The following is a 24,725-nucleotide window of genomic DNA, read 5'->3' as shown; positions in this document are numbered from 1 at the left end:
TCACGGCTTCACCACAGCTCCACCACAGACCACTCGACCGCGCGACCGCCGTCGCCCGCGCACGTCGCCCCGCCGCACGTCGCTCCGCCACCCGTCGCCCCGCCACCGGGGTCACCCACGTCCGAAAGCGCACACACTCGATGCCTGGCCGCCGCCGCCTCCGTACTGTCTCCGTGCTGACGACCACCGCCGTCGTCACCGGCTCCTTCGTGGGAATCCTCCAGCTGACCTCCGGCTCCGTCTTCGGGGCCGACACCGCCAACGGCCTGGCCGGGACGTCCGCGCCCGACACCGCCGGCGACCCGGCCGACGGTCGGCCCGACCACGGGGCCGACGGCTCCTCCGGTCTCGCCCTCGACCCCGGCGCCGAGGGCCGGTCCGGGAAGAGGGGCGCGCAGGCCGCGCCACCGGCCGCCGGGACGGCCTCGGGGGCGACCGCGCGAGCCGCCGCGACTCCGGTCCGTACCCCCGACGTCGCCGTGGCGCAGATCGTGGCCCACCCGGACGACGACCTGTACTTCATGAACCCGGACGTCGTGCAGTCGATACGCTCCGGCCGTTCGCTGACCACGGTGTACCTGACGGCCGGCGAGGCGGACGGCATCAACGGCCGTGGCGCGAACGCGCCCGCCCCCGACAAGGCCGGCTTCGCGGCGGCCCGGCAGAACGGCATACGTGCCGCGTACGCCGAGATGGCCACCGGCAGCCGCACCAGCCCCTGGGACCGCGTCTCCATCCCCACGGTCGGCGGCGGGGCCGCCGAGCTCGACGTCCTGCGCGCCGCGCCGCAGATCAGCCTGGTCTGGATGCAGATCCGCGAGGCCGGAGCGATCAACGCCGACCGGCCGAACAGCCTGAACGGCCTGTGGAACGGCCGGGTCCAGGTCCTCGCCTCCCAGCGCGCCACCGGCACCCCGGTCACCACGGACTTCACGTACAGCAAGGACCAGGTGATCGAGGCGGTCACCGGGATCCTGGAGCGCATCCGGCCGACCTTCGTCCGGATCCAGGACCCGACGCCCGGCCGGAACCTGAAGACCGGGGCGCTCACCGACCACCAGGACCACCTCTACGGCGCCCGGTTCGCACAGGCCGCCCTGGAGCGGTACGCCACCCGGGCCACCGACGCGGGCCGCCCGCACTTCGGTGTGCAGAACTACCTGGGCTACCCCACGAGCATCCTGCCGTACACGCTCGACCCGGAGTCGGCCGGCACCAAGCTCAGCACGCTGAAGACGTACGCCTGGACGGACGGGATCAACGACTGCGGCGACCCGGTCGGCTGCGGCGACCTCAAGGTGGCCCAGCGGCCCGCCGGGTCCGGCTGGACGAAGACCGTCCGCTACGCCCGCGGCAACTCCACCTCCTGGGTCCAGCGCGACCGCAACGGCGGCCTGCACGCGTTCTCGGTGCTCGACGGACGCCTCGCGGTGTGGACGAAGCCCGCCGGCTCGGCCGACGAGTGGCAGGGTCCGGTGATGCTGGCGGGCGGCGGCCTCGACACCGGGGTGACGTCGGTCCGGCTCCCGGACGGCCGGATCGTCGTCTTCGGCACGCGTACGACCCTGGGTGCCACGGCGGACTCGTACCGCCGCGAGGTGGTGTCGACCGAGCAGGCGACGCCGGGCGGCGCGTTCGGTCCGTGGCGTTCGCTCGGGACGCCCGAGAAGAACGACACCACGGGCATGTCGGACATCAGCGCCCCGGCCGCGGCCGTCGACGGGACCGGCCGGATCACCGTGGTCGTGCGCGACAGCGCCCACCGGCTGACGGCCCGCGAGCAGCAGGCGAACGGCGGCTGGGGCGCGTGGCGCAGCCTGGCCGCGAACGCCCCGGCGGCGGCGGCGGGCAAGACACCCCCGCCCGCCAAGGCGGCGAGCACGACGACGTCCGGCAAGGCGGCGAGCACCGCCGCCTCCGCCAAGGCGGCCGGCACGACGGCCACGGCCGCAGGCAAGGCGACCGCGCCCACCACGACGGCGGGCAAGGCGACCGCTCAGGCCGACGCGGCCACGGCCAGGGCGGCCGCCGCCGCCAACAGCGCCCTCACCTACCGCGCGGGGGGCGCCTCGGGCGGCACCCGGAACACCATCGGCAACCCGCTCACCGCGCCCGTGTACAGCGACCCGGTGGCGACGACGGACGCCGCCGGCCGGATCCACGTCTTCGCGGGCACCGCGAACACGGTCCTCACCTGGTCGCAGCCGCGCCCCGGCACCCCGCTGAGCGGGCCGAGGACGACCGGCCTGCCGGCGACGACACTGGCCCTGAACGCGAGCCCCACGCCCACGGGCGACGGGGTACGGCTCTGGTTCCGCAAGCCGTCCTCGGGCGACGTCCGCACGGCCGACTTCCCGGGCACGGGCGGCCGCTTCACCACCCCGGTCATCGAGATGTCGGGCGGGGTCCTCGGCCCCGGCCCGATCGGCGGCGGGTCCGGCCTGCTCGCGGTCCGGTCCCGTACCGGATTCCTGGCGACGGCGCCCGGAGTCTCCGGGAACGGCGGCACGGGCTCGCAGCCGCTGTGGACGCTGCAGAACTTCCTCTTCTCGGGCGCTCCGGGCGGGGTCGTGGACGGCGTCGCCGTGATGGGTCTGGACGGCAGGCTGCACTGGACGCCCGCGGTGCGATGAGTTCCGCCGGGACGCGGGGTCATAGATACGTACACGAAGGCGTACCGATGACCCCGCTCCCGGAAGGCGAACGACGATGACCCCGGAACCGACCCTCGACACCCGCTACAGCGACCCGAAGGCCCGGCCGGCGGAATGGTCGGCCGCGGCCGACCGGCTGGCCGGGGCCGAGGTCTTCTGGCTGACCTCGGTCCGCCCGGACGGGCGCCCGCACTCCCCCATAGCCTGAAGGGCATGGGGGGGACCCCCATCCCCGCTGATCGCGGTCTGGTCGGCGGGCGCGCTGCACTTCTGCACCGGCCCGGACGAGCGCAAGGCGCGCAATCTGGCGGAGAACGCGGAGGTCGTCCTGACCACCGGGACGCCGACGCTCGAGGAGGGCTTCGACCTCGTGGTGGAGGGCGAGGCCGTCCGGGTGACGGACGAGGCGCGGTTGCGGGGCGTGGCCGACGCGTACGTCGAGAAGTACGGCCCGGATTGGCGATTCGACGTGCGCGACGGGGCGTTCGTGGGCGACGGTGGGACCGCCCTGGTGTTCGCCGTCGCGCCGCGCACGGTCTTCGGCTTCGCGAAGGGCGAGCAGTTCGGTCAGACCCGCTGGCGTTTCTGAGGAGACCTTCCATGAACTGGACGCTCGAAGTCGTCCTGGTCCCCGTGACCGACCTGGACCGGGCGAAGGAGTTCTACGGCGAGAAGTGCGGCTTCACGATCGACCTCGACACCGAGGTCGCGCCGGGCATCCGGATCATCCAGGCGACGCCGCCGGGCTCGCGGTGCTCGATCTCGATGGAGAGCGGCATGCCGCCGATGCCGGGCGCGAAGGCGATGACCCCGGGCAGCCTGCAGGGCCTCCAGCTGTGCGTCACCGACATCGAGGCGGCCCGCGAGGAACTCCTCGCCCGGGGCGTGGACGTCTCCCCGGTGCGCCGCGTGGGCGCGTCGGGCTGGGAGGACGGCAAGGGCGAGACCTGGAACTCGTTCCTCACCTTCGCCGACCCGGACGGCAACGGCTGGGTGGTCCAGGAGGCCCCGTCGGAGCTCTCGGAACGCTGAGTGGGGCCCGGCGGCGCCGGGCTCACCCTCCCGCTTCGAACTCCACCCGGTAGTGGCGCACCCGCTCGTCCTCCCCCACGTACCGCATCCCGGCGGCCTCCATGACCCGCTGGGAGGCGACGTTCCCCAGATCGGCGTCGCCCTTGGCCCCGGCGAGCCCCTGCGCGCGGGCCAGTCCGAGCAGCGCGCGCAGGGCCTCAGTTGCGTACCCGTGCCCGCGCGCGACGGGCGCGAGCCCGTACCCGACGGTCACGAACCGCCCCTCGTCGGGCGGCCCGTGGAACCCGATCCCCCCGACGGTCACCCGGTCGTCCCTGCGCCGTATCTCGTACGGCCCGAACACCCCGGGATCCCCGTGCTCGTCCCGCGCGTCGAGAAAGCGCCGCGCCACCGCGACATCCGCGTCGGAGGGGTACCCCTCGGCCCACCCCTCGGAGCCCTCCGCCGCCAGCCTCACGATCCGCTCGGCCTCGCCAACACTGAGCCGGCACAACTCAAGGCGCCTGGTCGTCACTACATCCATACGGCCTGCCTACCACCCGCCCCGGCCGTGCCACATCCGGTTTTCCCGCCGCCCGGACGTACGCGCCCGTCGGAATGACGCCCCGCACGCCTCCGGCTCCCAGGCGGGAATCGGCCGTACCGTGCGAGAGCCGTCCGGATACCGGACGGCTCTCGCCACTCCCCCGTTCCCCCCGGAGGTCAAGATGCCCAGTCCGCCCCAGCCGTTCGGCACCGTCGTCAGCACCATCGGCGTCAACCTGCGGAAGTTCCCGAGCACGGACTCCGCCGTCGTCGGCAACCTGAGCCACGGCACAGAGATCGGTCTGCACAGCAAGGTGAACGCCCAGAACATCGACGGCAACACCATCTGGTACCTGCTGCGCGACAAGGCCGTGTGGGTCGCCGCCCGGCACGTGGACAACACCGGACACGTCCCCCTGTCCAAGGACGTGGAACCGGCCGCCCCGCAGGGCTGACGGCCGGACCGAGCAGCACGGCGCAGGTCCGGCGGCCACCGGCCGCCGGACCGCCCTCCCCTTACAGCACCGGCAGGTTCTTCCGCAGTTCGAAGGCCGTGACCTCGCTGCGGTACTCCTCCCACTCCTGCTTCTTGTTGCGCAGGAAGAAGTCGAAGACGTGCTCGCCCAGGGTCTCCGCGACCAGTTCGCTCTTCTCCATCAGGGCGATCGCCTCGCCGAGGTTCTGCGGGAGGGGCTCGATGCCCATCGCGCGGCGTTCCGCGTCGGAGAGGGCCCAGACGTCGTCGTCGGCGCCGGCCGGGAGTTCGTAGCCCTCCTCGATGCCCTTGAGGCCCGCCGCGAGCAGGACCGCGTAGGTCAGGTAGGGGTTCGCGCCCGAGTCGATCGAGCGGACCTCCACCCGGGACGAGCCCGTCTTGCCCGGCTTGTACATCGGGACGCGGATCAGGGCCGAGCGGTTGTTGTGGCCCCAGCAGATGTACGAGGGGGCCTCGCCGCCCGCGCCGGCCGCGCGGGAGGAGCCGCCCCAGATGCGCTTGTAGGAGTTGACCCACTGGTTGGTGACGGCCGAGATCTCCGCCGCGTGCTTCAGGAGGCCCGCGATGAAGGAACGTCCCACCTTGGAGAGCTGGTACTCCGCGCCCGACTCGTAGAACGCGTTCCGGTCGCCCTCGAAGAGCGAGAGGTGGGTGTGCATGCCCGAGCCGGGGTACTCCGAGAACGGCTTCGGCATGAAGGTGGCCTGCACGCCCTGCTCGAGGGCCACCTGCTTCATGACCAGGCGGAAGGTCATGATGTTGTCGGCCGTGGAGAGCGCGTCGGCGTAGCGGAGGTCGATCTCCTGCTGGCCCGGCGCGCCCTCGTGGTGGGAGAACTCCACCGAGATGCCCATCGACTCCAGCATCGTGATGGCCTGGCGGCGGAAGTCCATGCCGACGTTCTGCGGGGTGTGGTCGAAGTAGCCCGAGTTGTCGGCGGGGGTCGGCTTCGAGCCGTCGAGCGGCTTGTCCTTCAGGAGGAAGAACTCGATCTCGGGGTGGGTGTAGAAGGTGAAGCCCAGGTCCGAGGTCTTGGCCAGGATGCGCTTGAGGACGAAGCGGGGGTCCGCGAAGGACGGGGAGCCGTCCGGCATCAGGATGTCGCAGAACATCCGGGCCGTGCCCGGGGCCTCCGCCCGCCAGGGCAGGATCTGGAAGGTGCCCGGGTCCGGCTTGGCGATCATGTCGGACTCGTATACACGGGCGAATCCCTCGATGGCGGAGCCGTCGAAGCCGATCCCCTCGTCGAACGCCTGCTCAAGCTCGGCGGGCGCCACGGCCACCGACTTCAGGAAGCCGAGGACGTCGGTGAACCACAGCCGCACGAACCGGATGTCGCGCTCTTCGAGCGTCCGGAGCACGAATTCCTGCTGCTTGTCCATTTCCACACCCATCTTTGCTGGTCAGGCCGCCTGTTCCCACCGCCTCGGGCACATCGGGGGGCACCTGAGCATCCCACCACATGGTTTCGCGCACGTTGCACACCCAGTGTGCCCGCTCGCGTGTGACTCAGGTAACGGAAGACCGGCCGGTTCCGGGCGTCTGTTCGCTCCGCGGTTGCCCCCGAGTGTCCCCTCGCGGCCCTCCGGCCACTACGATCTCCGGCCATGGGGGGACCTCTGTTCGGACGCCGGTCCCGGCGCGCGCGTCCCATGGCACTGGCGAGTGCCGTGGCGACGCTCCTCGCCGCGCTCTTCGTCTGTCTGGGGTCCGGTGAAGCCGCTCCCGCGCACCACGAGCGCACCGCCCACGCGAACCCGGCCGCCGAGGCCGCCGTCGCCGCGCACGAGTACGTCTGTCCTTACGACCGCGGCGGCTGCTCGCTCTTCCCCTCGCTCAGCCCGGCGGTGCTCACCGCGCCGCCGCTCGACCCCCCGCCGCACGCGGAGGGCCGGCTCCCCCTGCCCGTACCGGCGTACGACACCGCCCGGGCACCCCGCTCGGCCGCGCAGCCGCGCGCGCCGGACCTGCACGTCCTTCAAGTCCTGCGGACGTAGCCGGCGGGCCGCCACCCCTGCCCCGCCCACGGCTCACGCCCGACGCCTGACGCCACCCCACATCCCAGAAGGACGACCACCATGGCCGCCAACCGCTCCGCCAACGCCGACCGCCGCGCCCGAATAGAGGAGATGCGCCGCGCCGAGCAGGCCCGCGAGCGCCGCAACCGCTTCCTCACCATCGGCGTCTCCGCCGTGGTCGTCCTGAGCCTCGTCGGCTTCGGCGGCTACGTGCTCAACGAGCAGTCCGAGAAGAAGGAGCAGCAGGAGGCCGCCGCCAAGGCCCCCATCAAGGACGAGAAGTCCTGGGACGCCAAGAAGCTCGGCCGCAACCACGTGACCACCCCGGTCGCCTACGAGATGAAGCCGCCGGTCGGCGGTGACCACGACCAGGTCTGGCAGAACTGCGACGGCGACGTCTACACGGCGAAGGTCGCCGAGATGAACGCCGTGCACTCGCTCGAACACGGCGCGGTCTGGGTCACGTACAACAAGAAGGCCCCCGAGGCCGAGGTGAAGAAGCTGGCCGAGAAGGTCGGCAAGACCCCGTACTCCTTCATGAGCCCGGTCGACGACCAGGCCGGCCCGATCATGCTGAGCGCCTGGGGCAAGCAGGTGACCGTGGACAGCGCGAGCGACCCCCGGATCGACGCCTTCTTCACCAAGTACGTGCAGGGTCCGCAGACCCCCGAGCCGGGCGCGGCCTGCACCGGCGGTGTCGGGGCGACCCAGTGAAGCTGACCCGCACGCACGGGGCCTCGATCGCCGCCGTCGTCCTCGCCCTGCTCTTCGCCGGGGGTGCCGTCACGGTCGCCTCCGCCGACCGGGAGGAGGCGCAGGCGTCGCCGGCCTCGGCGTCGGCGGACGCGGGCTTCGCCCGTGACATGTCGGTCCACCACCAGCAGGCCGTCGAGATGTCGTTCATCGTCCGGGACCGCACCGAGGACGCGGACGTGCGCCGTCTCGCGTACGACATCGCCAACACCCAGGCCAACCAGCGCGGCATGATGCTGGGCTGGCTGGACATGTGGGGGCTGCCGAAGGTCGAGTCGGGCACCGAGCCGATGGCCTGGATGGGCATGGGCGGACACGGTGACACCGGTCCCCTCGACGGCGCGCTGATGCCCGGCATGGCGACGAAGACGGAGCTGGACCGGCTCCGCTCGGCGAGCGGCAAGGACGCGGAGGTCCTCTACCTCCAGCTGATGATCGACCACCACAAGGGCGGTGTGCACATGGCCCAGGGCTGTGTGGACAAGTGCTCCGTGGACGTCGAGCGGAACCTCGCGCAGGGCATGGTCGAGGCCCAGGAGTCCGAGATCGGGCTGATGACCCAGCTGCTGAAGGAGCGCGGGGCCGAGCCCCGCTCCTGAGGCCCGAACCGCCTGCGCGACGGCCCCCGTGACCCCAGCGGTCGCGGGGGTCGTCGCGTACGCGGACAATGGTTGACGCTCGGGGACGTACGACGACGGCTTACGGAGGTACGCACCCCATGACCACGGCGAAGGACATCATGCACCCCGGGGCCCAGTGGATTCCCCGGCACGAAACCCTCGACCGCGCGGCTCAGATGATGCGCGACCTGAACGTGGGCGCCCTGCCGATCGCCGACGAGAACGAGCGGCTGTGCGGCATCATCACGGACCGCGACATCGTGGTCGGCTGTGTGGCCATGGGTCACGACCCGTCGAAGGTCACCTGTGGCGAGATGGCCAACGGCACCCCGCGCTGGATCGACGCCGGCTCGGACGTGGGCGCGGTCCTGGAGGAGATGCAGAGCCACCAGATCCGCCGTCTCCCCGTCATCGAGAACAAGCGGCTCGTCGGCATGATCAGCGAGGCCGACCTGGCCCAGCATCTGTCCGACGAACAGATCAAGGCGTTCTGCGAGAGCGTCTACGCCGCTTCCTGAGGCGGCGGTCCCTGAACCGGCGGTTCCTGAAGCGGCGGTCCCTGAGGCCCGGCGCGCAGTACCGCCCCGGCCACCGCCTCCGGGCGGTCCAGCATCATCAGGTGGCCCGACGGCTCGACCGCCTCGTAGCGGGCGTCGAGCCGTCGGGCCAGTGCGCGTTGGCGGCGCTCCCAGCGGGCGGAGCCGTCGGGGGCCGCGAGGACGGTGACGGGCGCCCCGGCCGGCAGCGCCCGCTCCTCGCGCAGCGCCAGGAGTTCGGCGGCGACCGCGCGGTAGTGGGCGTTCTCCAGGAGCGTGCCGCGCAGCACGCGTGAGGTGCGGTAGCAGCGGCGTACGAGGTCGGTGGGCGCGGGGTCGCCGCCCGATGCCCGGGAGAGCCGTACGGTGGCGCGCCGGACGGCAGGGCCGAGGGCGGCCGGGGCTCCGGCGGCCGACAGCAGGGTGCCGAGGCCGCGGGCGGCGGCGGTGCGCAGGGCGGGGGCGGCGGGGGTACGGGCGTGTTCCTCGACCGACGCGTCGACGAGGACGAGGGCGGCGGTACGGGCCGGGTGCAGGCGGGCGAAGGCTTCGGCGTGGAAGCCGGCGATGGAGTGCCCGACGACGGTGACCGGCCCCGCGGGCAGCGGCAGCGCGTCGAGGAGTCCGGCGATGCGGTGGGCCTCGCCGGCGGCGGAGGGCGGGACGGCGGCCGGGGCGGAGAGGCCGTGGCCTGGGCGGTCGAAGCGGACGACCGTGCGGTGCGGGGCGAGCAGCGGGACGACCGGGTCCCAGTCGAACCAGCTCATGCCGAGGCCGGCGCTGAGCACGCAGACGGGTCCCGTGCCCTCGACGACGGCGTGGTGGGCCACGCCCCCGATCCGTACGAACTCCCTCACGGTCGCTCCTTGCTGACGGAGACGGCGAGTACGCCGAGCCAGACGGCCACGAGCAGGACCTGGAGCCGCTGCCCGGCCCCGAGGGCCCAGGTGCCGTGGCCCGCCTCGAACGCGGCGACGGCGGCCAGCGTCCAGACGGTGGCGGCCAGTTCGAGGGCGACGAGCACGGGTCCTGCCGTGGCCAGGGGCCGCCACATCCGGTGGCGGCGGGCCGCGTACGTCAGGAGGAGCATGGCGGCCACCGCCGCCGCCATGGCGAGTGCGGAGCTGACCGCGTGGGCCGTGTGGGTGAACGGGACGAGGCCGGCGTCCTCCCGGGCGGCGCACGCCGGTGCGGCGGTGGGCGTGCAGCTGAGCGGCAGCCGCGAGTCGGCGGCGGTGGCCGCCCCGAAGAGCGCGACGGCGCCCCAGCCCGCGCGCACGAGGCCGAGGCCGCGGGGGCCGGTGGCGGCCCGGCGGGTGTTCCACAGAGCCGTAAGGGCCGCCGCGAGGACGAGGATTCCGGCCGTGAGGTCGCTCGCGCGGAAGAAGTCGCCGTGGGGCTGGTCGGTGGCCATGAGTTCGGAGACGTACGACCTGACCGGGTCGAGGCCGGTCCTGACGACGGCTTCGAGGATCCACGCGCTGTACGCGAGCGCGCCGAGGACGAGCAGAACGGCGGTGGCTCGCGCGGCGCCTTCGAGCCGGGACGGGGCGGGCCGGGAGATGGACATAGTGGTACGTGATGCTATGCGCCCGCCCCGGCGTCCCGGTGGCCGGGCCCCGCGACCCCGCATGTCGTGGGGGGGCAGGGCGGGACATGGACACCGGTCGATCACAAAATCCCTGGCTCCTCCATAATCATCTGGCCTAACGTCAGGCGCCCGACCACGCCGATCACCGGAGGACACCCGCATGACCACGCCGACCGAGAACCCCGACCAGAACCCCTGGGGTCCTCCGTCCTCCACGCCGCCCGGCCAGCCGGCCGGAGCGCCCCCGGCCGGAGCGCCGGCGTTCGGGGCCTCCCCGTACGGCACGACGCCGCCCGGCATGCCGCCGGCCGGCATACCGGGGATGCCGCCGCCGTTCCAGCAGCCCAGGAACGGCATGGGCGTGACCGCCCTGGTCCTCGGTCTCGTGGGCCTGCTCTTCGGGCTCATCCCGTTCACGTTCTGGCTCGGCGCGATCCTCGGCGTCATGGCCCTGGTCTTCGGCATCGTCGGTCACGGCAAGGCCCGTAAGGGCGAGGCCACGAACAAGGGCGTGGCGCTCTCCGGGATCATCCTCGGCGGGGTCACGATCGTCGTCTCGCTGGTGTGGCTGATCGTCCTGGTCGTCGCCGTGGACGAGTTCGAGAAGACCGTCGACGAGGAGATCGCCAAGCAGGACAAGGCCTCCTCCGCGCCCGCCACGCCCGGCGCCACGAGCGAGCCGGAGCCGGAGCCGACCGAGACCGCCCCCGCGGCCCTGAAGTTCGGTCAGACCTTCGCGTACGAGGACGGCATCAAGGTGACCGTCTCCAAGCCGCGCGCCTACACGCCCGACCAGTTCGCCGCCGGGCACACCAAGGGCAACAAGGCCTTCCAGGTGACGGTCACGATCGTCAACGGCAGCAAGGAGACGCTCGACGTCACCGGCGCCCTGGTGGACGCGAGCGACGCGGAGGGCGCGCAGGCCGACGCGATCTTCGACGGCAGCAACGCGACGACGATGTTCCAGGGCAACGTGCTCCCCGGCAAGCAGGCCAAGGGCACCTTCGCCTTCTCGCTCCCCTCGGCCGCGGCCGGTGAGATGCAGATCGAACTGAGCCCGACGATCCTCGACCACGAGAAGGGGATCTGGATCGGCCCGACGAAGTAGCCGGGCGGGAGACCGGGACACCGGTACGCAGGACATAGCGTCGGTCTGACGATTACACTGGGCGGGTGCCTCAACTACGCCTCGCTCTGAATCAGATCGACTCGACCGTCGGCGATCTCACCGCCAACACCGAGGCGGTCGTCCGCTGGACCCGGCACTGCGCCGAGCAGGGCGCGCATCTGGCCGCGTTCCCCGAGATGGTGCTGACCGGCTACCCCGTCGAGGACCTCGCGCTGCGTTCGTCCTTCGTCGAGGCCTCCCGGGCCGCCCTGCGGACGCTCGCCCGGCGCCTCGACGCGGAGGGCCTCGGGTACCTGCCCGTGGTCGTCGGCTACCTCGACCGTTCGGACCGCGCCGAGCCCCGGCTCGGCCGGCCCGCCGGTTCCCCGGAGAACGCGGCGGCGGTGCTGCACCGGGGCGAGGTGGCGCTGCGGTTCGCCAAGCACCACCTGCCCAACTACGGGGTCTTCGACGAGTTCCGCTACTTCGTGCAGGGCGACACGATGCCCGTCGTGCGCGTCCACGGCGTCGACGTGGCGCTCGCGATCTGCGAGGACCTGTGGCAGGACGGCGGCCGGGTGCCGGCCGCCCGGAGCGCGGGCGCCGGGCTGCTCGTCTCCATCAACGCCTCGCCGTACGAGCTGAACAAGGACGACTCGCGGCTCGACCTGGTCCGCAAGCGCGCCCAGGAGGCGGGCTGCACCACCGCGTACGTCGCGATGATCGGCGGCCAGGACGAGCTGGTCTTCGACGGCGACTCGATCGTCGTCGACGCGGCGGGCGAGGTCGTGGCGCGGGCCCCGCAGTTCTCCGAGGGCACGGTGATCGTGGACCTCGACCTGCCGGCGGCCGCCGCCGACGCGCCCACCGGCATCGTGGACGACGGACTGCGGATCGACCGGGTGATCCTCTCCGAGGAGCCGCTGCCCGCCTACGAACCGGAGTTGACGGGCGGTTACGCGGACCGGCTCGACGACGACGAGGAGGTGTACTCGGCGCTGGTCGTGGGCCTGCGCGCGTACGTCGCGAAGAACGGCTTCCGTTCGGTGCTCATCGGCCTGTCCGGCGGCATCGACTCGGCGCTCGTCGCCTCGATCGCCTGCGACGCGGTCGGCGCACGGAACGTGTACGGCGTCTCGATGCCGTCCAAGTACTCCTCGGACCACTCCCGCGGCGACGCCGCCGATCTGGCGCGGCGCACCGGGCTCACCTTCCGCACGGTGCCCATCGAGCCGATGTTCGACGCGTACATGGGCGCGCTCGGGCTCACGGGCCTCGCGGAGGAGAACCTCCAGTCCCGGCTGCGCGGCACGATGCTGATGGCGATCTCCAACCAGGAGGGCCACCTGGTGCTCGCGCCGGGCAACAAGTCCGAGCTGGCGGTGGGGTACTCGACGCTCTACGGCGACTCGGTCGGCGCGTACGGGCCCATCAAGGACGTCTACAAGTCGACCGTGTTCCGGCTCGCGCGCTGGCGCAACCGCGCGGCCGAGGAACGGGGCATGACCCCGCCGATCCCGGAGAGCTCGATCACCAAGCCGCCGAGCGCCGAACTGCGCCCGGGGCAGGTCGACACGGACTCGCTGCCGGACTACGACGTCCTGGACGCGGTCCTGGCCCTGTACGTCGACCGCGACCAGGGCCGGGACGCCATCGTCGCGGCCGGCTTCGACGAGGAGCTGGTGACGCGGACGCTGCGGATGGTGGACACGGCGGAGTACAAGCGGCGCCAGTACCCGCCGGGCACCAAGATCTCGGCGAAGGGCTTCGGCAAGGACCGCCGGCTCCCGATCACGAACCGCTGGCGGGAGTCCCCGAGCCACTGACCGCGGAGCCACTGACGGCCGAGCCGCCGGCCGCCGAGCCGCTGACGTTCGGCGTCGGCTCGTCGGCGACCGGGCCGCTTCCCGCGACGACGCGGGAGGCGGCCTCGTCCGTCCGCGTACGGTCGAGCAGGCCCGCCGCCGCCGCGATCGCCAGGCCGACCACCGCGAGGCCCGCGCCGACCAGGGTCGGGGAGGTCCAGCCCCAGCCGCCGGCGACGGCGGCGCCGCCCGCCCAGGCGCCGCCGGCGTTGGCCAGGTTGAAGGCGGAGTGGTTGGACGCGGAGGCCAGGGTCGGTGCGTCCTTGGCCCTGTTCATGACCAGCATCTGCAGCGGGGTCGTGGTCATGAAGCCGACGGCGCCCAGGACGACGACCGTCACCAAGGCCAGCCACGGCACGTGGATCGTGAAGCGGAAGGCGACCAGGACGAGCGCCAGAGCGGTCAGGGAGCCGTACAGCGTCGGGCGCAGCGCCCGGTCGGTGAGCGGGCCCGCGGCGAGGGCGCCGGCCGTCATGCCGATGCCGAAGAGGGCGAGGACCAGGGTGACGGAGGACTCGGAGAGCCCCATCACCTCGGTGGTCATCGAGGCGAGGTAGGAGTAGACGGCGAAGACGCCCGCGAAGCCGAAGACGGCGGTGAGCAGGCCGAGCAGCACCTGCGGCCGGCCGAGCGCGCGGACCTCGCGGCCCAGGCTCTGCCGCTCGTCGACGGGGACGTCCGGCACGAGCCGGGCGAGGGCCGCCATGGCCAGCAGGCCGATGAGGGTGACCACGAGGAAGGTGGAGCGCCAGCCGAGGTGCTGGCCGAGCAGGGTCGCGGCCGGTACGCCGAGGATGTTGGCGACCGTGAGCCCGAGGAACATCGTGGCGACCGCCCGTGCCTGCCGCCCCTCGGCCACGAGGCGCGCGGCGACGACGGCCCCGACGCCGAAGAAGGCGCCGTGCGGCAGCCCGGCGAGGACCCGGCCCGCGACCAGCCAGCCGAAGCCGGGCGCGAGCGCGGAGGCCAGGTTGCCGACGACGAACAGCGCCATCAGCAGGAGCAGCATCCTCTTGCGCGGCACGCGCGAGCCGAGGGCGGTGAGCAGCGGGGCGCCGACGACCACGCCGATCGCGTACGCCGAGACGAGGTGTCCGGCGGTGGGGACGGAGGTGCCGAGGTCGTCGGCGACGTTGGGCAGCAGGCCCATCATCACGAACTCGGTGGTGCCTATGCCGAAGGCGGACACGGCAAGCGCGAGCAGCGCCAGGGGCATGGGGAGAGCCTTTCCAGACGAATAGTTCTTCGACTGAACAAATACTCTCAGGCGGAATGTTCCGCTCGGCCTCGGCCCGGTGACGAGAAGGTTTCGGCTCGCGGACCGGGTCGGAGGGACCGGGTCGGCTCGCGGACCGGGTCGGAGGGACCGGGTCAGAGCGTGACGCGGGCCGCGATCGGCAGGTGGTCGCTCTTCGTCGCCGGAAGCGCCCACGAGGACACCGGCTCGACGCCCTTCACCAGGATCTGGTCGATCCGGGCCATCGGGAACGAGGCAGGCCAGCTGAAGCCGAAGCCGTCGCCCGAGGCGCCCTGGGTGGAGCGCATCTGCGCGGTCACCGCGTTCAGCGCGCGGTCGTTCATCGTGCCGTTGAGGTCGCCGAGCAGGACGACCCGCTCGCGCGGCTCGGCGGCGATGGCCTCGCCGAGCAGGTTCGCGCTGTTGTCGCGCTGGTTGGCGGTGAAGCCCGCGTCCATCCGGACCCGGACCGACGGCAGGTGGGCGACGTAGACCGCGACCTCGGCCTTCGGGGTGGAGACGGTGGCGTGCATCGCGCGGGTCCAGCCCATGCCGATGTCGACGGGGCCGGCGCCGTGCAGCGGGTACTTGCTCCAGAGCCCGACGGTGCCCTGCACCGCGTGGTACTTGTACGTGTCGGCCAGGCCCTTCTCGTAGACCGGGACCATGTCGCCCTTGAGCTCCTCCAGGGCCACCACGTCCGCGCCCGACGCGGCGATCTGCCGGGCGGTGCCCTCGGGGTCGGGGTTGTCGGCGTTCACGTTGTGGGTGGCGAAGGTGAGGTCCCCGCCGCTCTGCGACTTGTCGGTGATCAGGCCGCCGAAGAGGTTCAGCCAGACCACGGTCGGCAGGAGCAGGGCGATCAGCGCGGTCGCGGAGCGGCGCAGGAGGGCCACGACCAGCAGGACGGGCACGAGGACGCCGAGCCAGGGCAGGAAGGTCTCGGTGAGGCTGCCCAGGTTGCCGATCCGGTTGGGGATGTCGGCGTGGAAGACCATGAGCAGGGTGAGGAGCACCGCGCAGACGGCCAGCAGGATGCCCCGGCGCCAGATGCCCCGGTCCCCGCGCAGACGGTCGAGCGCCGTTCGGAACCGGGATCCGGAGCGCTCGTTCCGGGCGCCGCCGTTCTCGGTCTCCGTCATGTCCACCCGCGCCATCACTCAGTCCTCACTGCCTTGCCGTCGTGCTGCCTTGCCCGTGACCCGACATCGACACTAGGTGATGCCGGGCCCGTCGTACTGCCACGTGGGACGACGGGGCCGCGCGGCGGGTTCCGGCGGTCGTCGCGCGGTGGGGTGGCTGTGACAGAACGCGCACATTCGTACGTACGACCCGGAATTCTTCCGTCTCGGCGGTGTGAACAGCGCCACTTCGCCCCACTTCCCCCGTCCCCGCGCGAAGTGCCACCATGGATGTGGTCCGGGGACGCCGTCAGGGCGCCTCGAGATGACGAAGGAGCCGTTCACCATGACGCTTCAGGCTGCCCAGAATCCGTCCCCCGACAGCAGCAAGGCGCTGTACGGAGGCAAGGGCACGCGACGTATCACCGTCCACGACATCGCCGCCGCCAAGACCCGCGGCGAGAAGTGGCCCATGCTCACCGCCTACGACGCGATGACCGCGTCCGTCTTCGACGAGGCCGGCATCCCGGTCGTGCTCGTCGGCGACTCCATGGGCAACTGCCATCTCGGGTACGACACCACCGTCCCCGTCACGATGGACGAGATGACCCTGCTGTCCGCCGCCGTCGTACGGGGCACCAAGCGCGCCCTCGTCGTCGGCGACCTGCCCTTCGGCTCGTACCAGGAAGGGCCCGTCCAGGCCCTGCGCAACGCCACCCGGCTGGTCAAGGACGCGGGCGTCGGAGCGATCAAGCTGGAGGGCGGCGAGCGCTCGCTGCCGCAGACCGAGCTGCTGGTCCAGGCCGGCATCCCGGTCATGTCCCACCTGGGCCTGACCCCGCAGTCCGTGAACACCATGGGCTACCGCGTGCAGGGCCGCACCGACGAGGCCGCGCACCGGCTCCTCAGCGACGCCAAGGCGGCGCAGGACGCGGGCGCCTTCGCCGTCGTCCTCGAACTCGTCCCGGCCGAGCTGGCCGCCGAGGTCACCCGCTCCCTGCACATCCCGACCATCGGCATCGGCGCGGGGCCGCACACCGACGCCCAGGTCCTCGTCTGGACCGACATGGCCGGACTGACCGGCGGCAAGGTGCCGCGCTTCACCAAGCAGTACGCGAACCTCCGCGCCACCCTCGGCGACGCCGCCAGGGCCTTCGCTGAGGACGTCACCGGCGGGGCGTTCCCCGCCGAGGAGCACACCTTCCACTAGTCCATCGCGGAACCACCCGACAGCCCGCCGACATCCCCCATCGGCGGGCTGTCGGTCGTCTGTCGGTGCGTTGTCGGTGGTGGCTGATGTAGTGGGGTCCATGACGCGATCCACACACAACGCCGTCGAGGTACGAGGCCTCGTGAAGCACTACGGCGAGACGAAGGCCCTCGACGGGGTCGACCTCGATGTCCGGGAGGGCACCGTCCTCGGTGTGCTCGGCCCGAACGGCGCCGGCAAGACCACCCTCGTCCGCTGCCTGTCCACCCTGATCGTCCCCGACGCCGGGACCGCCGTCGTCGCGGGCTACGACGTGGTGAAGCAGCCCCGTCAGCTCCGCCGCACCATAGGCCTGACCGGCCAGTACGCCTCGGTCGACGAGAAGCTGTCCGGCTGGGAGAACCTGTACATGATCGGGCGGCTGCTCGACCTCTCCCGCGCGGACGCCCGCCGCCGCGCCGACGAGCTCCTGGAGCGGTTCTCGCTCACCGAGGCCGCCAAGCGGCCCGCCATGCAGTATTCCGGCGGTATGCGCCGCCGGCTCGACCTCGCCGCGTCGATGATCGGCCGCCCGGCCGTCCTGTACCTGGACGAGCCCACCACCGGCCTCGACCCGCGCACCCGCAACGAGGTCTGGGACGAGGTGCACAGCATGGTCGCCGACGGCGTCACCGTGCTGCTCACCACCCAGTACATGGAGGAGGCCGAGCAGCTCGCGAGCGAGCTGACGGTCATCGACCGGGGCAAGGTCATCGCCAACGGCAAGGTCGACGAGCTGAAGGCCAAGGTCGGCGGGCGCACCCTGAAGGTCCGCCCGGTGGACCCGGCGGAGCTGCCCGCGATGGCGGCGGCGCTGCGCGAGTCCGGTCTCGACGGCATCGCCGGCTCGACGATCGTCCCCGACGAGGACGCGCTGTACGTGCCGATCCTCAGCGACGAGCAGCTGACCGCCGTCGTGGGCCTGCTCGGCGCGCGCGGCTTCGGCATCGCGCACATCGGCACCCACCTCCCCAGCCTGGACGAGGTGTTCCTGGCCATCACGGGCGAGAAGTCGTCCGCTTCCGACACGACTCCCGAGGAGGTCGCCGCATGAGCACGACCACGACCACGGTCACCAAGCCGCCCGTCGACGCCCCTTCCCCGGTGAAGCGGGCCCCCGTCGACGAGGGCCGGATCGGCCTGCGCGCCAACCTCCGCCACATCGGCGCGCTGGCGCGGCGCAACGCACTGCAGATCAAGCAGGACCCGGAGTCGATGTTCGACGTCGTCCTGATGCCGATCATCTTCGTCCTGCTGTTCGTGTACGTCTTCGGCGGCGCGATCTCCGGCAAGGGCAACAACGACGCCTACGTCAACTACGTGGTCCCCGGTCTGATGGCGATGATGGGCATGAACATCGCCATGGCCGTCGGCACGGGCATCAACGACGACTTCAAGAAGGGGGTGATGGACCGGTTCCGGACGATGCCGATAGCCCGGTCCTCCGTCCTCATCGCGAAGATCGTCGTCGAGATCGGCCGCATGCTGATCGCCACCGCGATCCTGCTCGGCATGGGCTTCCTGCTGGGCCTGGAGATCAAGGGCTCGGTCCTCGACCTCTTCGGCGCGATCGGCCTGTCCATGGTCTTCGGCGCCTCGCTGATGTGGATCTTCATCCTGCTCGGACTCGCGTTGAAGACCGCTCAGGCCGTCCAGGGGATGGCCATGATCGTTCTGATGCCGCTGCAGTTCGGCTCCTCGATCTTCGCCCCGCCGACCTCGATGCCCGGCTGGCTGGAGACCTTCACGGACTACAACCCGCTGTCGAACCTCGCCGACGCCGCCCGCGCCATGATCAACGGCACGCCGGTGGGCGACTCGGTGTGGATGACGCTCGGCTGGGCCGTGGTGATCACGGCCGTCACGGCGCCGCTCGCGGTGTCCAAGTTCCGCAAGAAGACCTGAGCGGGACGACCTGATCCGTACGCGGATCAGGAACGGGGCTCCTCACTCGGCGCGCCCCTGGATCGCGTCGGCGCGTTCGAGCAGGGCGGCGGCCTCCTCCACGGAGAGGCCGCCGCCCTCGGCGTACGCGGCCTCGAACGCCTCGTCGCCGAGAACCGAGCGGGCGAGTTCGGTGGCCTGCTCCAGGTTGTCGCGCTCGGGCGGCGAGAGCAGATGGGCCTCCGGGAGGAGTCCCTCGTGCGCCCCGAGGAGCCGGGCGCCGAGCACCGCGCGGGGGCCGCCGAGCCCGGCGAGCGCCCAGGCGGCGGTGATCAGGTGGATGGCGGGCATCTGCGGGGCGATCATCATCGACAAGGTGCCCCGGGAGCGGTCGAGGGCCTCCGTGGCACGGGTGAGAGCGGACCCGTGGCGCCCGTCGAGGTTGTCCAGCCAGCCGAGGCCCCCGAGCGTGAACCCGCCGAAGACCGACAGGGTGGCGGAGCTGAACTGGTCCAGGAGCACGGTGAGATGCGTGCGCGCCTCGGCGGTGCGGCCGGTGCGGCCGAGCAGCATGGCCAGGAACAGCCGGGCGGCCAGCGTCGGTTCGTGCCCGCGGTTCTCGTCGGCGGCCACGACCTGGCGCAGGATCTCCTCCGCCTCCTCGGCGCGACCGGTCAGCGAGAGCATGTCGGCGTACCGGGCGCGCAGCAGCGCCATCTGGGACTGGGCGCCGATCCGCTCCGCGTAGCCGATCGCGGCGAGGTAGTCCTCGGCCGCGCCCTCGAAGCGGAGCTGCCGCTCACGGGCGTCGCCGCGCGCGGAGAGCGCCTCGGCCGCGCCCCAGGAGTCGCCGAGCCGGACGAAGAGCTCCAGGCTCTCGTCGGCGTCGTCCGCCGCGGCCCGGGCCGAGTCGACCCGGTGGGCCAGCATGTTGGCGCGGAGCTGGAGGGCGCTGGCGAGTTCCCACGTGTAGCCGAACCGGCGGCAGGCGTCGACGGTGGCGTCGAGCAGCTCCCGCATCCTGCCCGGCTCGCCGATGATGACGACGGCGAAGACGGCGAACGAGCCGGGCAGGCGGCAGGTCTGCGGGAGTCCCGGCCGGTAGACGGCGGTGATCCGCTTGAGCCGCTCGATCCCGTCGTTCGTGGTCCAGTCCCCCGTCATGTGGTCCATGTTGAGCAGCCCGATCAGCCGCACCCCGCGCCTGGCCTCCCACAGCTGTGCCTCGCTCAGCGGCGGGGGCGCGGCCGTGCAGGGCTCGTGGAGCGGTTCCACGGGAGCGGCGGGCGGCGCGAACGGGTCGGGGCCGAGGGCGGCGACGGCCTCGGCCCAGTGCAGGGCGTCGGCGCGCAGGTCGCGCATCTGCCAGTACCAGACGAGGCAGTGGACGAGCACCAGCGCCTCGTGCTCGTCCCGGGCGGCGACCGCGCGGCGCAGGGCGGTGCGCACGTTCTCGTACTCGGTCCGGAACCAGCCCATCGCCCGTACCTGGTCCGGGCCGCGCAGGGCGGGGTCGGTGTGGCGGGCGAGCTCGCGGTAGTGGACCAGATGCCGGCGCTCGGTCTCCGCCCGGTCTCCGGCCTCCTCCAGCCGCTCCCCCGCGTACTCGGCCACCGTCTCCAACAACCGGTAGCGCATACCGCCGCCGTGCCCGTCGTCGCAGGGCGCGGCGACGACCAGTGACTTGTCGACCAGCGAACCGAGCAGATCGAGGGTGTCCCCCGGCGGGCAGACCGCCTCCGCCGCCTCCAGGTCGCAGCCGCCCGAGAACACCGAAAGCCGGCGCAGAACGGCACGTTCGGGCTCGGTCAGCAGATCCCACGACCAGTCGACCACCGCACGCAACGTCTGCTGCCGCGGCAGCACCGTCCGCGCCCCCGAGGTCAGCAACCGGAACCGGTCGTCCAACCGATCCGCCAACTGCCGCGGCGACAGCACCCGCAGCCGCGCCGCCGCCAGCTCGATCGCCAACGGCAACCCGTCCAGACGCCGGCAGATCTCCCCACACGCCTCCGGATCCCCCGCCGGATCAAAACCCGGCCGGGCCGCCGCACCCCGATGCGCCAACAGCCGCAACGCCTTGTCCTGCGGGAGCGGCTCCAGCGGCCGTACGAACTCCCCCGGCACACCCAACGGCTCCCGGCTCGTCGCAAGCACCGTCACCCCCGGACACCGGGCGAGCAGCACCTCCACCAACTCCGCCGCCGCACCCACCACATGCTCACAGTTGTCCAGGAGCAGCAGCAGCCGACGCGACGCGCAGTGCTCCACCAGCCGGGTCAGCGCGTCGTCGGCGGTCCTGAGCCCTTCGGCGCCCGCGCCGCGCAGCACGGTCTCGCGCGCCCCGACGGCCCCGAGCACGGCCTCGGCGACGGCCTCGGGATCGGTGACGGGCGCGAGTTCGGCCAGCCACACCCCGTCGGGCCAGTCCGCCCCGGCGTCGGCGGCCCGCTCGGCCGCCTCCTGGGAGAGCCGGGTCTTGCCGGCTCCGCCGGGCCCGAGGAGGGTGACGAGCCGGCTGCCGCGCAGGTCCTGCTGCAGCCGGGCGATGTCCTGGTCGCGCCCAACGAAACTGGTCAGCCTGGCGCGCAGGTTGCCGGGGCGGACGGGCCGGGCGGGGGCCTGCGGCGGCGGGCCGGCCGGCGGTGGGCCGGCCGGCACGTCCGGCGCGTCCGGCTCCTGGGCGAGCAGCTCGCCGTGGAGGGCGCGCAGTTCCGGGGAGGGGTCGGTGCCGAGGCTGTCGGCGAGGGCGCGGCGGAAGGACTCGTACGCGGCGAGCGCCTCCGCCGCGCGGCCCGTGGCGCGCAGGGCCCGGATCCGCAGGGCCTGGAGCGGTTCGTCCAGGGGGTGGGCCTCGCAGAGGGCGGCCAGTTCGGGCAGTGCGGACGCGGCCTCCCCCAGCGCGAGCGCCGCGGTGTGGCGGGCTCGCCGGGCGTCGAGGCGGCGGGCCTCCCAGCGGGCGGCCTCCGCCGTGCGGTCGGGCAGGTCCGCGAGCGCGGGTCCGCGCCACAGGCCGAGGGCCTCGTCGAGCAGCCGCGCCGCCCGTGCCGGGTCGCCCGCTTCCAGGGCGCCTGCGCCCTCGGCCGCGAGCCGTTCGAAGCGGCGCGCGTCCACGTCGTCGTCGGCCGCCGCGAGCCGGTACCCGCCGGGCCCGGACACCACGGCCTCACGGCCGAGCACCCGGCGCAGCCGGCCGATCAGGGCCTGGAGCGCGGCGATCTCGTCGGCCGGCGGGTCGTCGGGCCAGACCTCCGCGACCAGGGAGCCGACCGGAACCGTACGGTCCGCGCGCAGGGCGAGCGCGGTCAGCAGGGACCGCAGCCGCGCGCCGCCGAGGGCGACGGGGCTGCCGTCGGCCGAGTGGACCTGGGTGGGGCCGAGGACGGAATAGCGCACAGGCCCTATTCTCCGTGAGCCGGGGATCTCCGCAGGAACTCACCCCCGCCCCGGCACGTTTCCCGCACACACGCCGCCGCGCCTTGAGGAGTCCCACCGATGACGACGGCCACCAGCCGTAGACACGAGCGCCGGATCAGCCCGGTCTTCCTGGCGATCCTCGCCGTCATGGCGGTCACCGGCTGGGCGGTGTGGAGCGGCTTCGCGTCCAACGCCGGCGTGGCGATCTTCCTCTTCGTCACCTCGGCCTGGATCGTCTCGCTCTGTCTCCACGAGTACGCGCACGCCCGCACGGCGCTGCACAGCGGGGACATCACGATCGGGGCGAAGGGCTATCTCACGCTCAACCCGCTCGCCTACACCCACGCCGTCCTGAGCGTCATCCTGCCGGTGCTCTTCGTGATCCTGGGCGGCATCGGTCTGCCGGGCGGCGCGGTCTTCATCGAGCAGGGCCGGATCCGGGGCCGCTGGAAGCACAGCCTGATCTCGGCGGCGGGCCCGCTGACGAACGTGCTGTTCGCGATCGTCTGCACGGCGCCGTTCTGGCTGGACGCGCTGGACGGTGTGCCGCTCGCCTTCCAGTACGCGCTGGCGTTCCTGGCGTTCCTCCAGGTGACGGCGGCGCTCCTGAACTTCCTGCCGGTACCCGGCCTGGACGGCTACGGAGTGATCGAGCCCTGGCTGTCGTACAAGATCAAGCGGCAGATCGAGCCGTACGCGCCGTACGGCTTCTTCGTGGTGATCGCGCTGCTCTTCGTCCCGGCGATCAACGGCGCGTTCTTCGACACGATCGACGCGCTGATGCGAGCCCTCGGCGTACCGGAGATCTCCCGCTACTGCGGCTCGAACCTCTACCGCTTCTGGCAGGAGACGCCAGAACTCTGCCAGGACTAGGGCCGGGCTCCGGGGCCGGGCTCAGGCGGTTTCGGCGGCCCGGGTCGCGGCCTCGGTCTTCGCGCGGCGGAAGTAGTACCAGGCCATGTTGGAGGAGAGGCCGGCGAGGAGGACCCAGACGATCCCGAGCCAGCTGCCCGCGGCGAAGGAGATGACGGCCGCGACGACGGCGAGGATGCAGACGGCGAGGGCGTACAGAGCGAGGCGGGGCATGGGGGTCGGCTCCTGTCCGGGTACGGCGATGGTGCCCGTCCAGTGTCCCCCATGCGCCGCCTCGCTCCGTCGCGGGTCGTCCGTCGGCTCGGACGTCGGCTCAGACGTCGGTGACCCGGAGCCCCGCGTGGGCCTTGTAGCGGCGGTTGACCGAGATCAGGTTGGCGACGAGCGCCTCGACCTGGTGGGCGTTGCGGAGGCGGCCCGCGAAGACCCCGCGCATGCCGGGGATGCGGCCGGCCAGGGCCTGCACGATCTCGACGTCGGCGCGCTCCTCGCCGAGGACCATCACGTCCGTGTCGATCTCGTCGATCGCGGGGTCCTGGAGCAGCACGGCGGACAGGTGGTGGAAGGCGGCGGCGACCCGGGAGTCGGGGAGCAGCGCGGCGGCCTGCTCGGCGGCGGAGCCCTCCTCGGGCTTGAGGGCGTAGGCGCCCTTCTTGTCGAAGCCGAGCGGGTTGACGCAGTCGACGACGAGCTTGCCCGCGAGTTCGGCGCGCAGCGACTCCAGGGTCTTGGCGTGGCCGTCCCAGGGCACGGCGACGATCACGATGTCGCTGCGGCGGGCGCACTCGGCGTTGTCGGCGCCCTCGACGCCGAGGCCCAGCTCGTCGGCGGCGGTCTGGGCGCGCTCGGCGGCCCGGGAGCCGATGATCACCTTCTGGCCGGCCTTGGCGAGGCGGTAGGCGAGGCCGCGGCCCTGGTCGCCGGTGCCGCCGAGGACGCCGACGACGAGACCGGAGACGTCCGGGAGGTCCCAGGGGTCCTTGGGGGCGGGCTTGCTGTCAGTCGTAGTCATGGCCTCGACATTACTGGCCGGTCGCCCCTTCCGATCCCGTACGGGTGGAACCTCCGCGACCGGCGCGCGGACCGCGCCCGGCTGGGGCAGGATGCGGCGCCATGGATGCCGTACGGGTCGCGCTGCTGCGCGAGGTGCTCGCGGGGACGGAGTGGCCGAGGGAGGCCCGCCGGTTCGCGGGTGCGCTCCGCTCCTCCGTCGTCCCTCGCGGGGGCGGGCTGTTGCTCGTGGGGACGGACGGCTACGAGCCCTGGCACCTGGCGGCGCACCTCGTCGACGAGGCCGCCTGGTCGGGCCAGCCGGAGCTGGCGCCGACGCTGGTACGGCACCGGGTGCGGCCGGGCGACCCGGCGCATCTGGCCGTCGGCCTCGGGCGCCTGGAGGCGGCACGCACGGGGGCGACGCTGCTGCTCGTGGCTCCGGAGCGGCCCGGCGCGGGGCTCCTGGAGCGGGTCCACGACGCGCGCCGGGCTGGGGCGACGGTGCTCTCGCTCGACGGCGGCGACCCGGAGGTGCACGGCCTGGCGCACGAGACGCTGACGGTGCGGGCGGGCGCGGAGGTCGACCTGGACACGGTCCAGCACCTGGTGAGCGCGGCGGCCGGGGAGAACAGCCTGCCGCCGCCGCGCGGCCGGCGTCGGTTCCGTGACCGCCTCTCGCTCCTGGCGGACCACCTGACGTCACCGCCGCCGACGGGCTGGTGACCCGAGTCACCTCCCCCTTAATTGGGTTGC

The 24,725-nt window shown here is 72.7% G+C and carries 23 protein-coding genes and 1 pseudogene; 15 read left to right on the top strand and 9 right to left on the bottom strand.

What is annotated here, in order from left to right:
• Window positions 1-173: 173 nt before the first annotated feature.
• From ACF09C_RS13115 to ACF09C_RS13105, 3 genes and pseudogenes are all read left to right on the top strand, one after another.
• Window positions 174-2,633 (top strand): PIG-L family deacetylase, encoded by a 2,460-nt coding sequence (locus ACF09C_RS13115; protein WP_392091579.1) that lies wholly within the window; start codon window positions 174-176, stop codon window positions 2,631-2,633.
• A 76-nt stretch (window positions 2,634-2,709) separates the two neighbouring features.
• Window positions 2,710-3,243, top strand: a pseudogene (locus tag ACF09C_RS13110) (pyridoxamine 5'-phosphate oxidase family protein).
• Between the two features lie 11 nt (window positions 3,244-3,254).
• Entirely contained in the window at window positions 3,255-3,686 is a 432-nt protein-coding gene (locus tag ACF09C_RS13105; protein ID WP_392091578.1) for a VOC family protein, read from the top strand.
• 22 nt (window positions 3,687-3,708) lie between these two features.
• Here ACF09C_RS13105 and ACF09C_RS13100 read toward each other — a convergent pair whose 3' ends face one another.
• On the bottom strand, window positions 3,709-4,209 hold the full coding sequence (locus tag ACF09C_RS13100; protein ID WP_392091576.1) for a GNAT family N-acetyltransferase: 501 nt from the start codon (window positions 4,207-4,209) through the stop codon (window positions 3,709-3,711).
• A 184-nt stretch (window positions 4,210-4,393) separates the two neighbouring features.
• On the opposite strand from ACF09C_RS13100, the gene ACF09C_RS13095 reads away from it, so the two are divergent.
• Window positions 4,394-4,666, top strand: a complete 273-nt coding sequence (locus ACF09C_RS13095) for an SH3 domain-containing protein (RefSeq protein WP_392091574.1) — start codon at window positions 4,394-4,396, stop codon at window positions 4,664-4,666.
• A gap of 61 nt (window positions 4,667-4,727) precedes the next feature.
• On the opposite strand, the gene ACF09C_RS13090 is transcribed toward ACF09C_RS13095, so the two are convergent.
• On the bottom strand, window positions 4,728-6,089 hold the full coding sequence (locus ACF09C_RS13090) for a glutamine synthetase family protein (RefSeq protein WP_362423305.1): 1,362 nt from the start codon (window positions 6,087-6,089) through the stop codon (window positions 4,728-4,730).
• A gap of 225 nt (window positions 6,090-6,314) precedes the next feature.
• Here ACF09C_RS13090 and ACF09C_RS13085 point away from each other — a divergent pair, with 225 nt between their 5' ends.
• The 4 genes from ACF09C_RS13085 to ACF09C_RS13070 all read left to right on the top strand — a co-directional run bounded on the left by ACF09C_RS13085 (window position 6,315) and on the right by ACF09C_RS13070 (window position 8,616).
• The gene (locus tag ACF09C_RS13085) at window positions 6,315-6,704 is read left to right on the top strand and encodes a hypothetical protein (protein ID WP_392091573.1); all 390 of its coding nucleotides are present in this window, start codon (window positions 6,315-6,317) and stop codon (window positions 6,702-6,704) included.
• A gap of 81 nt (window positions 6,705-6,785) precedes the next feature.
• Complete coding sequence (locus ACF09C_RS13080; protein ID WP_392091572.1) at window positions 6,786-7,439, top strand: DUF3105 domain-containing protein; 654 nt, start codon at window positions 6,786-6,788, stop codon at window positions 7,437-7,439.
• A gap of 2 nt (window positions 7,440-7,441) precedes the next feature.
• The gene (locus ACF09C_RS13075; RefSeq protein ID WP_392091996.1) at window positions 7,442-8,077 is read left to right on the top strand and encodes a DUF305 domain-containing protein; all 636 of its coding nucleotides are present in this window, start codon (window positions 7,442-7,444) and stop codon (window positions 8,075-8,077) included.
• 119 nt (window positions 8,078-8,196) lie between these two features.
• Window positions 8,197-8,616 carry a CBS domain-containing protein gene (locus ACF09C_RS13070; RefSeq protein WP_362423296.1) on the top strand — a complete coding sequence of 140 codons (420 nt, stop codon included), beginning with the start codon at window positions 8,197-8,199 and terminating at the stop codon, window positions 8,614-8,616.
• Here the strand turns inward: ACF09C_RS13070 and ACF09C_RS13065 are convergent.
• Window positions 8,601-9,491, bottom strand: coding sequence for an alpha/beta fold hydrolase (locus ACF09C_RS13065; protein WP_392091570.1), 891 nt, complete (start codon window positions 9,489-9,491; stop codon window positions 8,601-8,603). The two genes, ACF09C_RS13070 and ACF09C_RS13065, sit on opposite strands and share 16 nt — an antisense overlap.
• Window positions 9,488-10,204, bottom strand: coding sequence for a DUF998 domain-containing protein (locus ACF09C_RS13060; protein ID WP_392091569.1), 717 nt, complete (start codon window positions 10,202-10,204; stop codon window positions 9,488-9,490). Before ACF09C_RS13060 ends, ACF09C_RS13065 begins: the two co-directional genes overlap by 4 nt.
• 181 nt (window positions 10,205-10,385) lie before the next feature.
• Here ACF09C_RS13060 and ACF09C_RS13055 point away from each other — a divergent pair, with 181 nt between their 5' ends.
• Both ACF09C_RS13055 and ACF09C_RS13050 read left to right on the top strand, forming a co-directional pair.
• The gene (locus ACF09C_RS13055; protein WP_392091567.1) at window positions 10,386-11,333 is read left to right on the top strand and encodes a DUF4190 domain-containing protein; all 948 of its coding nucleotides are present in this window, start codon (window positions 10,386-10,388) and stop codon (window positions 11,331-11,333) included.
• A gap of 65 nt (window positions 11,334-11,398) precedes the next feature.
• On the top strand, window positions 11,399-13,159 hold the full coding sequence (locus tag ACF09C_RS13050; RefSeq protein ID WP_392091565.1) for an NAD+ synthase: 1,761 nt from the start codon (window positions 11,399-11,401) through the stop codon (window positions 13,157-13,159).
• On the opposite strand, the gene ACF09C_RS13045 is transcribed toward ACF09C_RS13050, so the two are convergent.
• A complete protein-coding gene (locus ACF09C_RS13045; RefSeq protein ID WP_392091563.1) occupies window positions 13,125-14,414 on the bottom strand; it encodes an MFS transporter in 1,290 nt (429 codons plus the stop codon). The genes ACF09C_RS13050 and ACF09C_RS13045 overlap by 35 nt on opposite strands.
• Before the next feature lie 155 nt (window positions 14,415-14,569).
• The gene (locus ACF09C_RS13040; protein ID WP_392091561.1) at window positions 14,570-15,577 is read right to left on the bottom strand and encodes an endonuclease/exonuclease/phosphatase family protein; all 1,008 of its coding nucleotides are present in this window, start codon (window positions 15,575-15,577) and stop codon (window positions 14,570-14,572) included.
• A 325-nt stretch (window positions 15,578-15,902) separates the two neighbouring features.
• On the opposite strand from ACF09C_RS13040, the gene panB reads away from it, so the two are divergent.
• From panB to ACF09C_RS13025, 3 genes are all read left to right on the top strand, one after another.
• The gene (panB, locus tag ACF09C_RS13035; protein WP_392091560.1) at window positions 15,903-16,766 is read left to right on the top strand and encodes a 3-methyl-2-oxobutanoate hydroxymethyltransferase; all 864 of its coding nucleotides are present in this window, start codon (window positions 15,903-15,905) and stop codon (window positions 16,764-16,766) included.
• Window positions 16,767-16,866: 100 nt separating this feature from the next.
• Entirely contained in the window at window positions 16,867-17,859 is a 993-nt protein-coding gene (locus ACF09C_RS13030) for an ATP-binding cassette domain-containing protein (RefSeq protein ID WP_392091558.1), read from the top strand.
• Complete coding sequence (locus ACF09C_RS13025; protein ID WP_392091557.1) at window positions 17,856-18,710, top strand: ABC transporter permease; 855 nt, start codon at window positions 17,856-17,858, stop codon at window positions 18,708-18,710. The genes ACF09C_RS13030 and ACF09C_RS13025 overlap by 4 nt, the downstream gene beginning before the upstream one ends.
• Before the next feature lie 42 nt (window positions 18,711-18,752).
• On the opposite strand, the gene ACF09C_RS13020 is transcribed toward ACF09C_RS13025, so the two are convergent.
• On the bottom strand, window positions 18,753-22,085 hold the full coding sequence (locus ACF09C_RS13020) for a BTAD domain-containing putative transcriptional regulator (protein ID WP_392091555.1): 3,333 nt from the start codon (window positions 22,083-22,085) through the stop codon (window positions 18,753-18,755).
• A gap of 99 nt (window positions 22,086-22,184) precedes the next feature.
• On the opposite strand from ACF09C_RS13020, the gene ACF09C_RS13015 reads away from it, so the two are divergent.
• Window positions 22,185-22,979 (top strand): site-2 protease family protein, encoded by a 795-nt coding sequence (locus ACF09C_RS13015; protein ID WP_392091553.1) that lies wholly within the window; start codon window positions 22,185-22,187, stop codon window positions 22,977-22,979.
• Window positions 22,980-23,000: 21 nt separating this feature from the next.
• Here ACF09C_RS13015 and ACF09C_RS13010 read toward each other — a convergent pair whose 3' ends face one another.
• Both ACF09C_RS13010 and npdG read right to left on the bottom strand, forming a co-directional pair.
• A complete protein-coding gene (locus tag ACF09C_RS13010; protein ID WP_392091552.1) occupies window positions 23,001-23,192 on the bottom strand; it encodes a hypothetical protein in 192 nt (63 codons plus the stop codon).
• 100 nt (window positions 23,193-23,292) lie between these two features.
• Window positions 23,293-23,991 (bottom strand): NADPH-dependent F420 reductase, encoded by a 699-nt coding sequence (gene npdG / locus ACF09C_RS13005; protein WP_362423256.1) that lies wholly within the window; start codon window positions 23,989-23,991, stop codon window positions 23,293-23,295.
• 101 nt (window positions 23,992-24,092) lie between these two features.
• Here npdG and ACF09C_RS13000 point away from each other — a divergent pair, with 101 nt between their 5' ends.
• Window positions 24,093-24,695 (top strand): hypothetical protein, encoded by a 603-nt coding sequence (locus ACF09C_RS13000; protein ID WP_392091551.1) that lies wholly within the window; start codon window positions 24,093-24,095, stop codon window positions 24,693-24,695.
• Window positions 24,696-24,725: the final 30 nt, after the last annotated feature.

The sequence above is a fragment of the Streptomyces sp. NPDC014870 genome (assembly GCF_043081505.1).
GTDB lineage: Bacteria > Actinomycetota > Actinomycetes > Streptomycetales > Streptomycetaceae > Streptomyces.
Note: the sequence above shows the minus strand (reverse complement) of the source record. Positions and strands in the feature narration are given on the sequence as shown.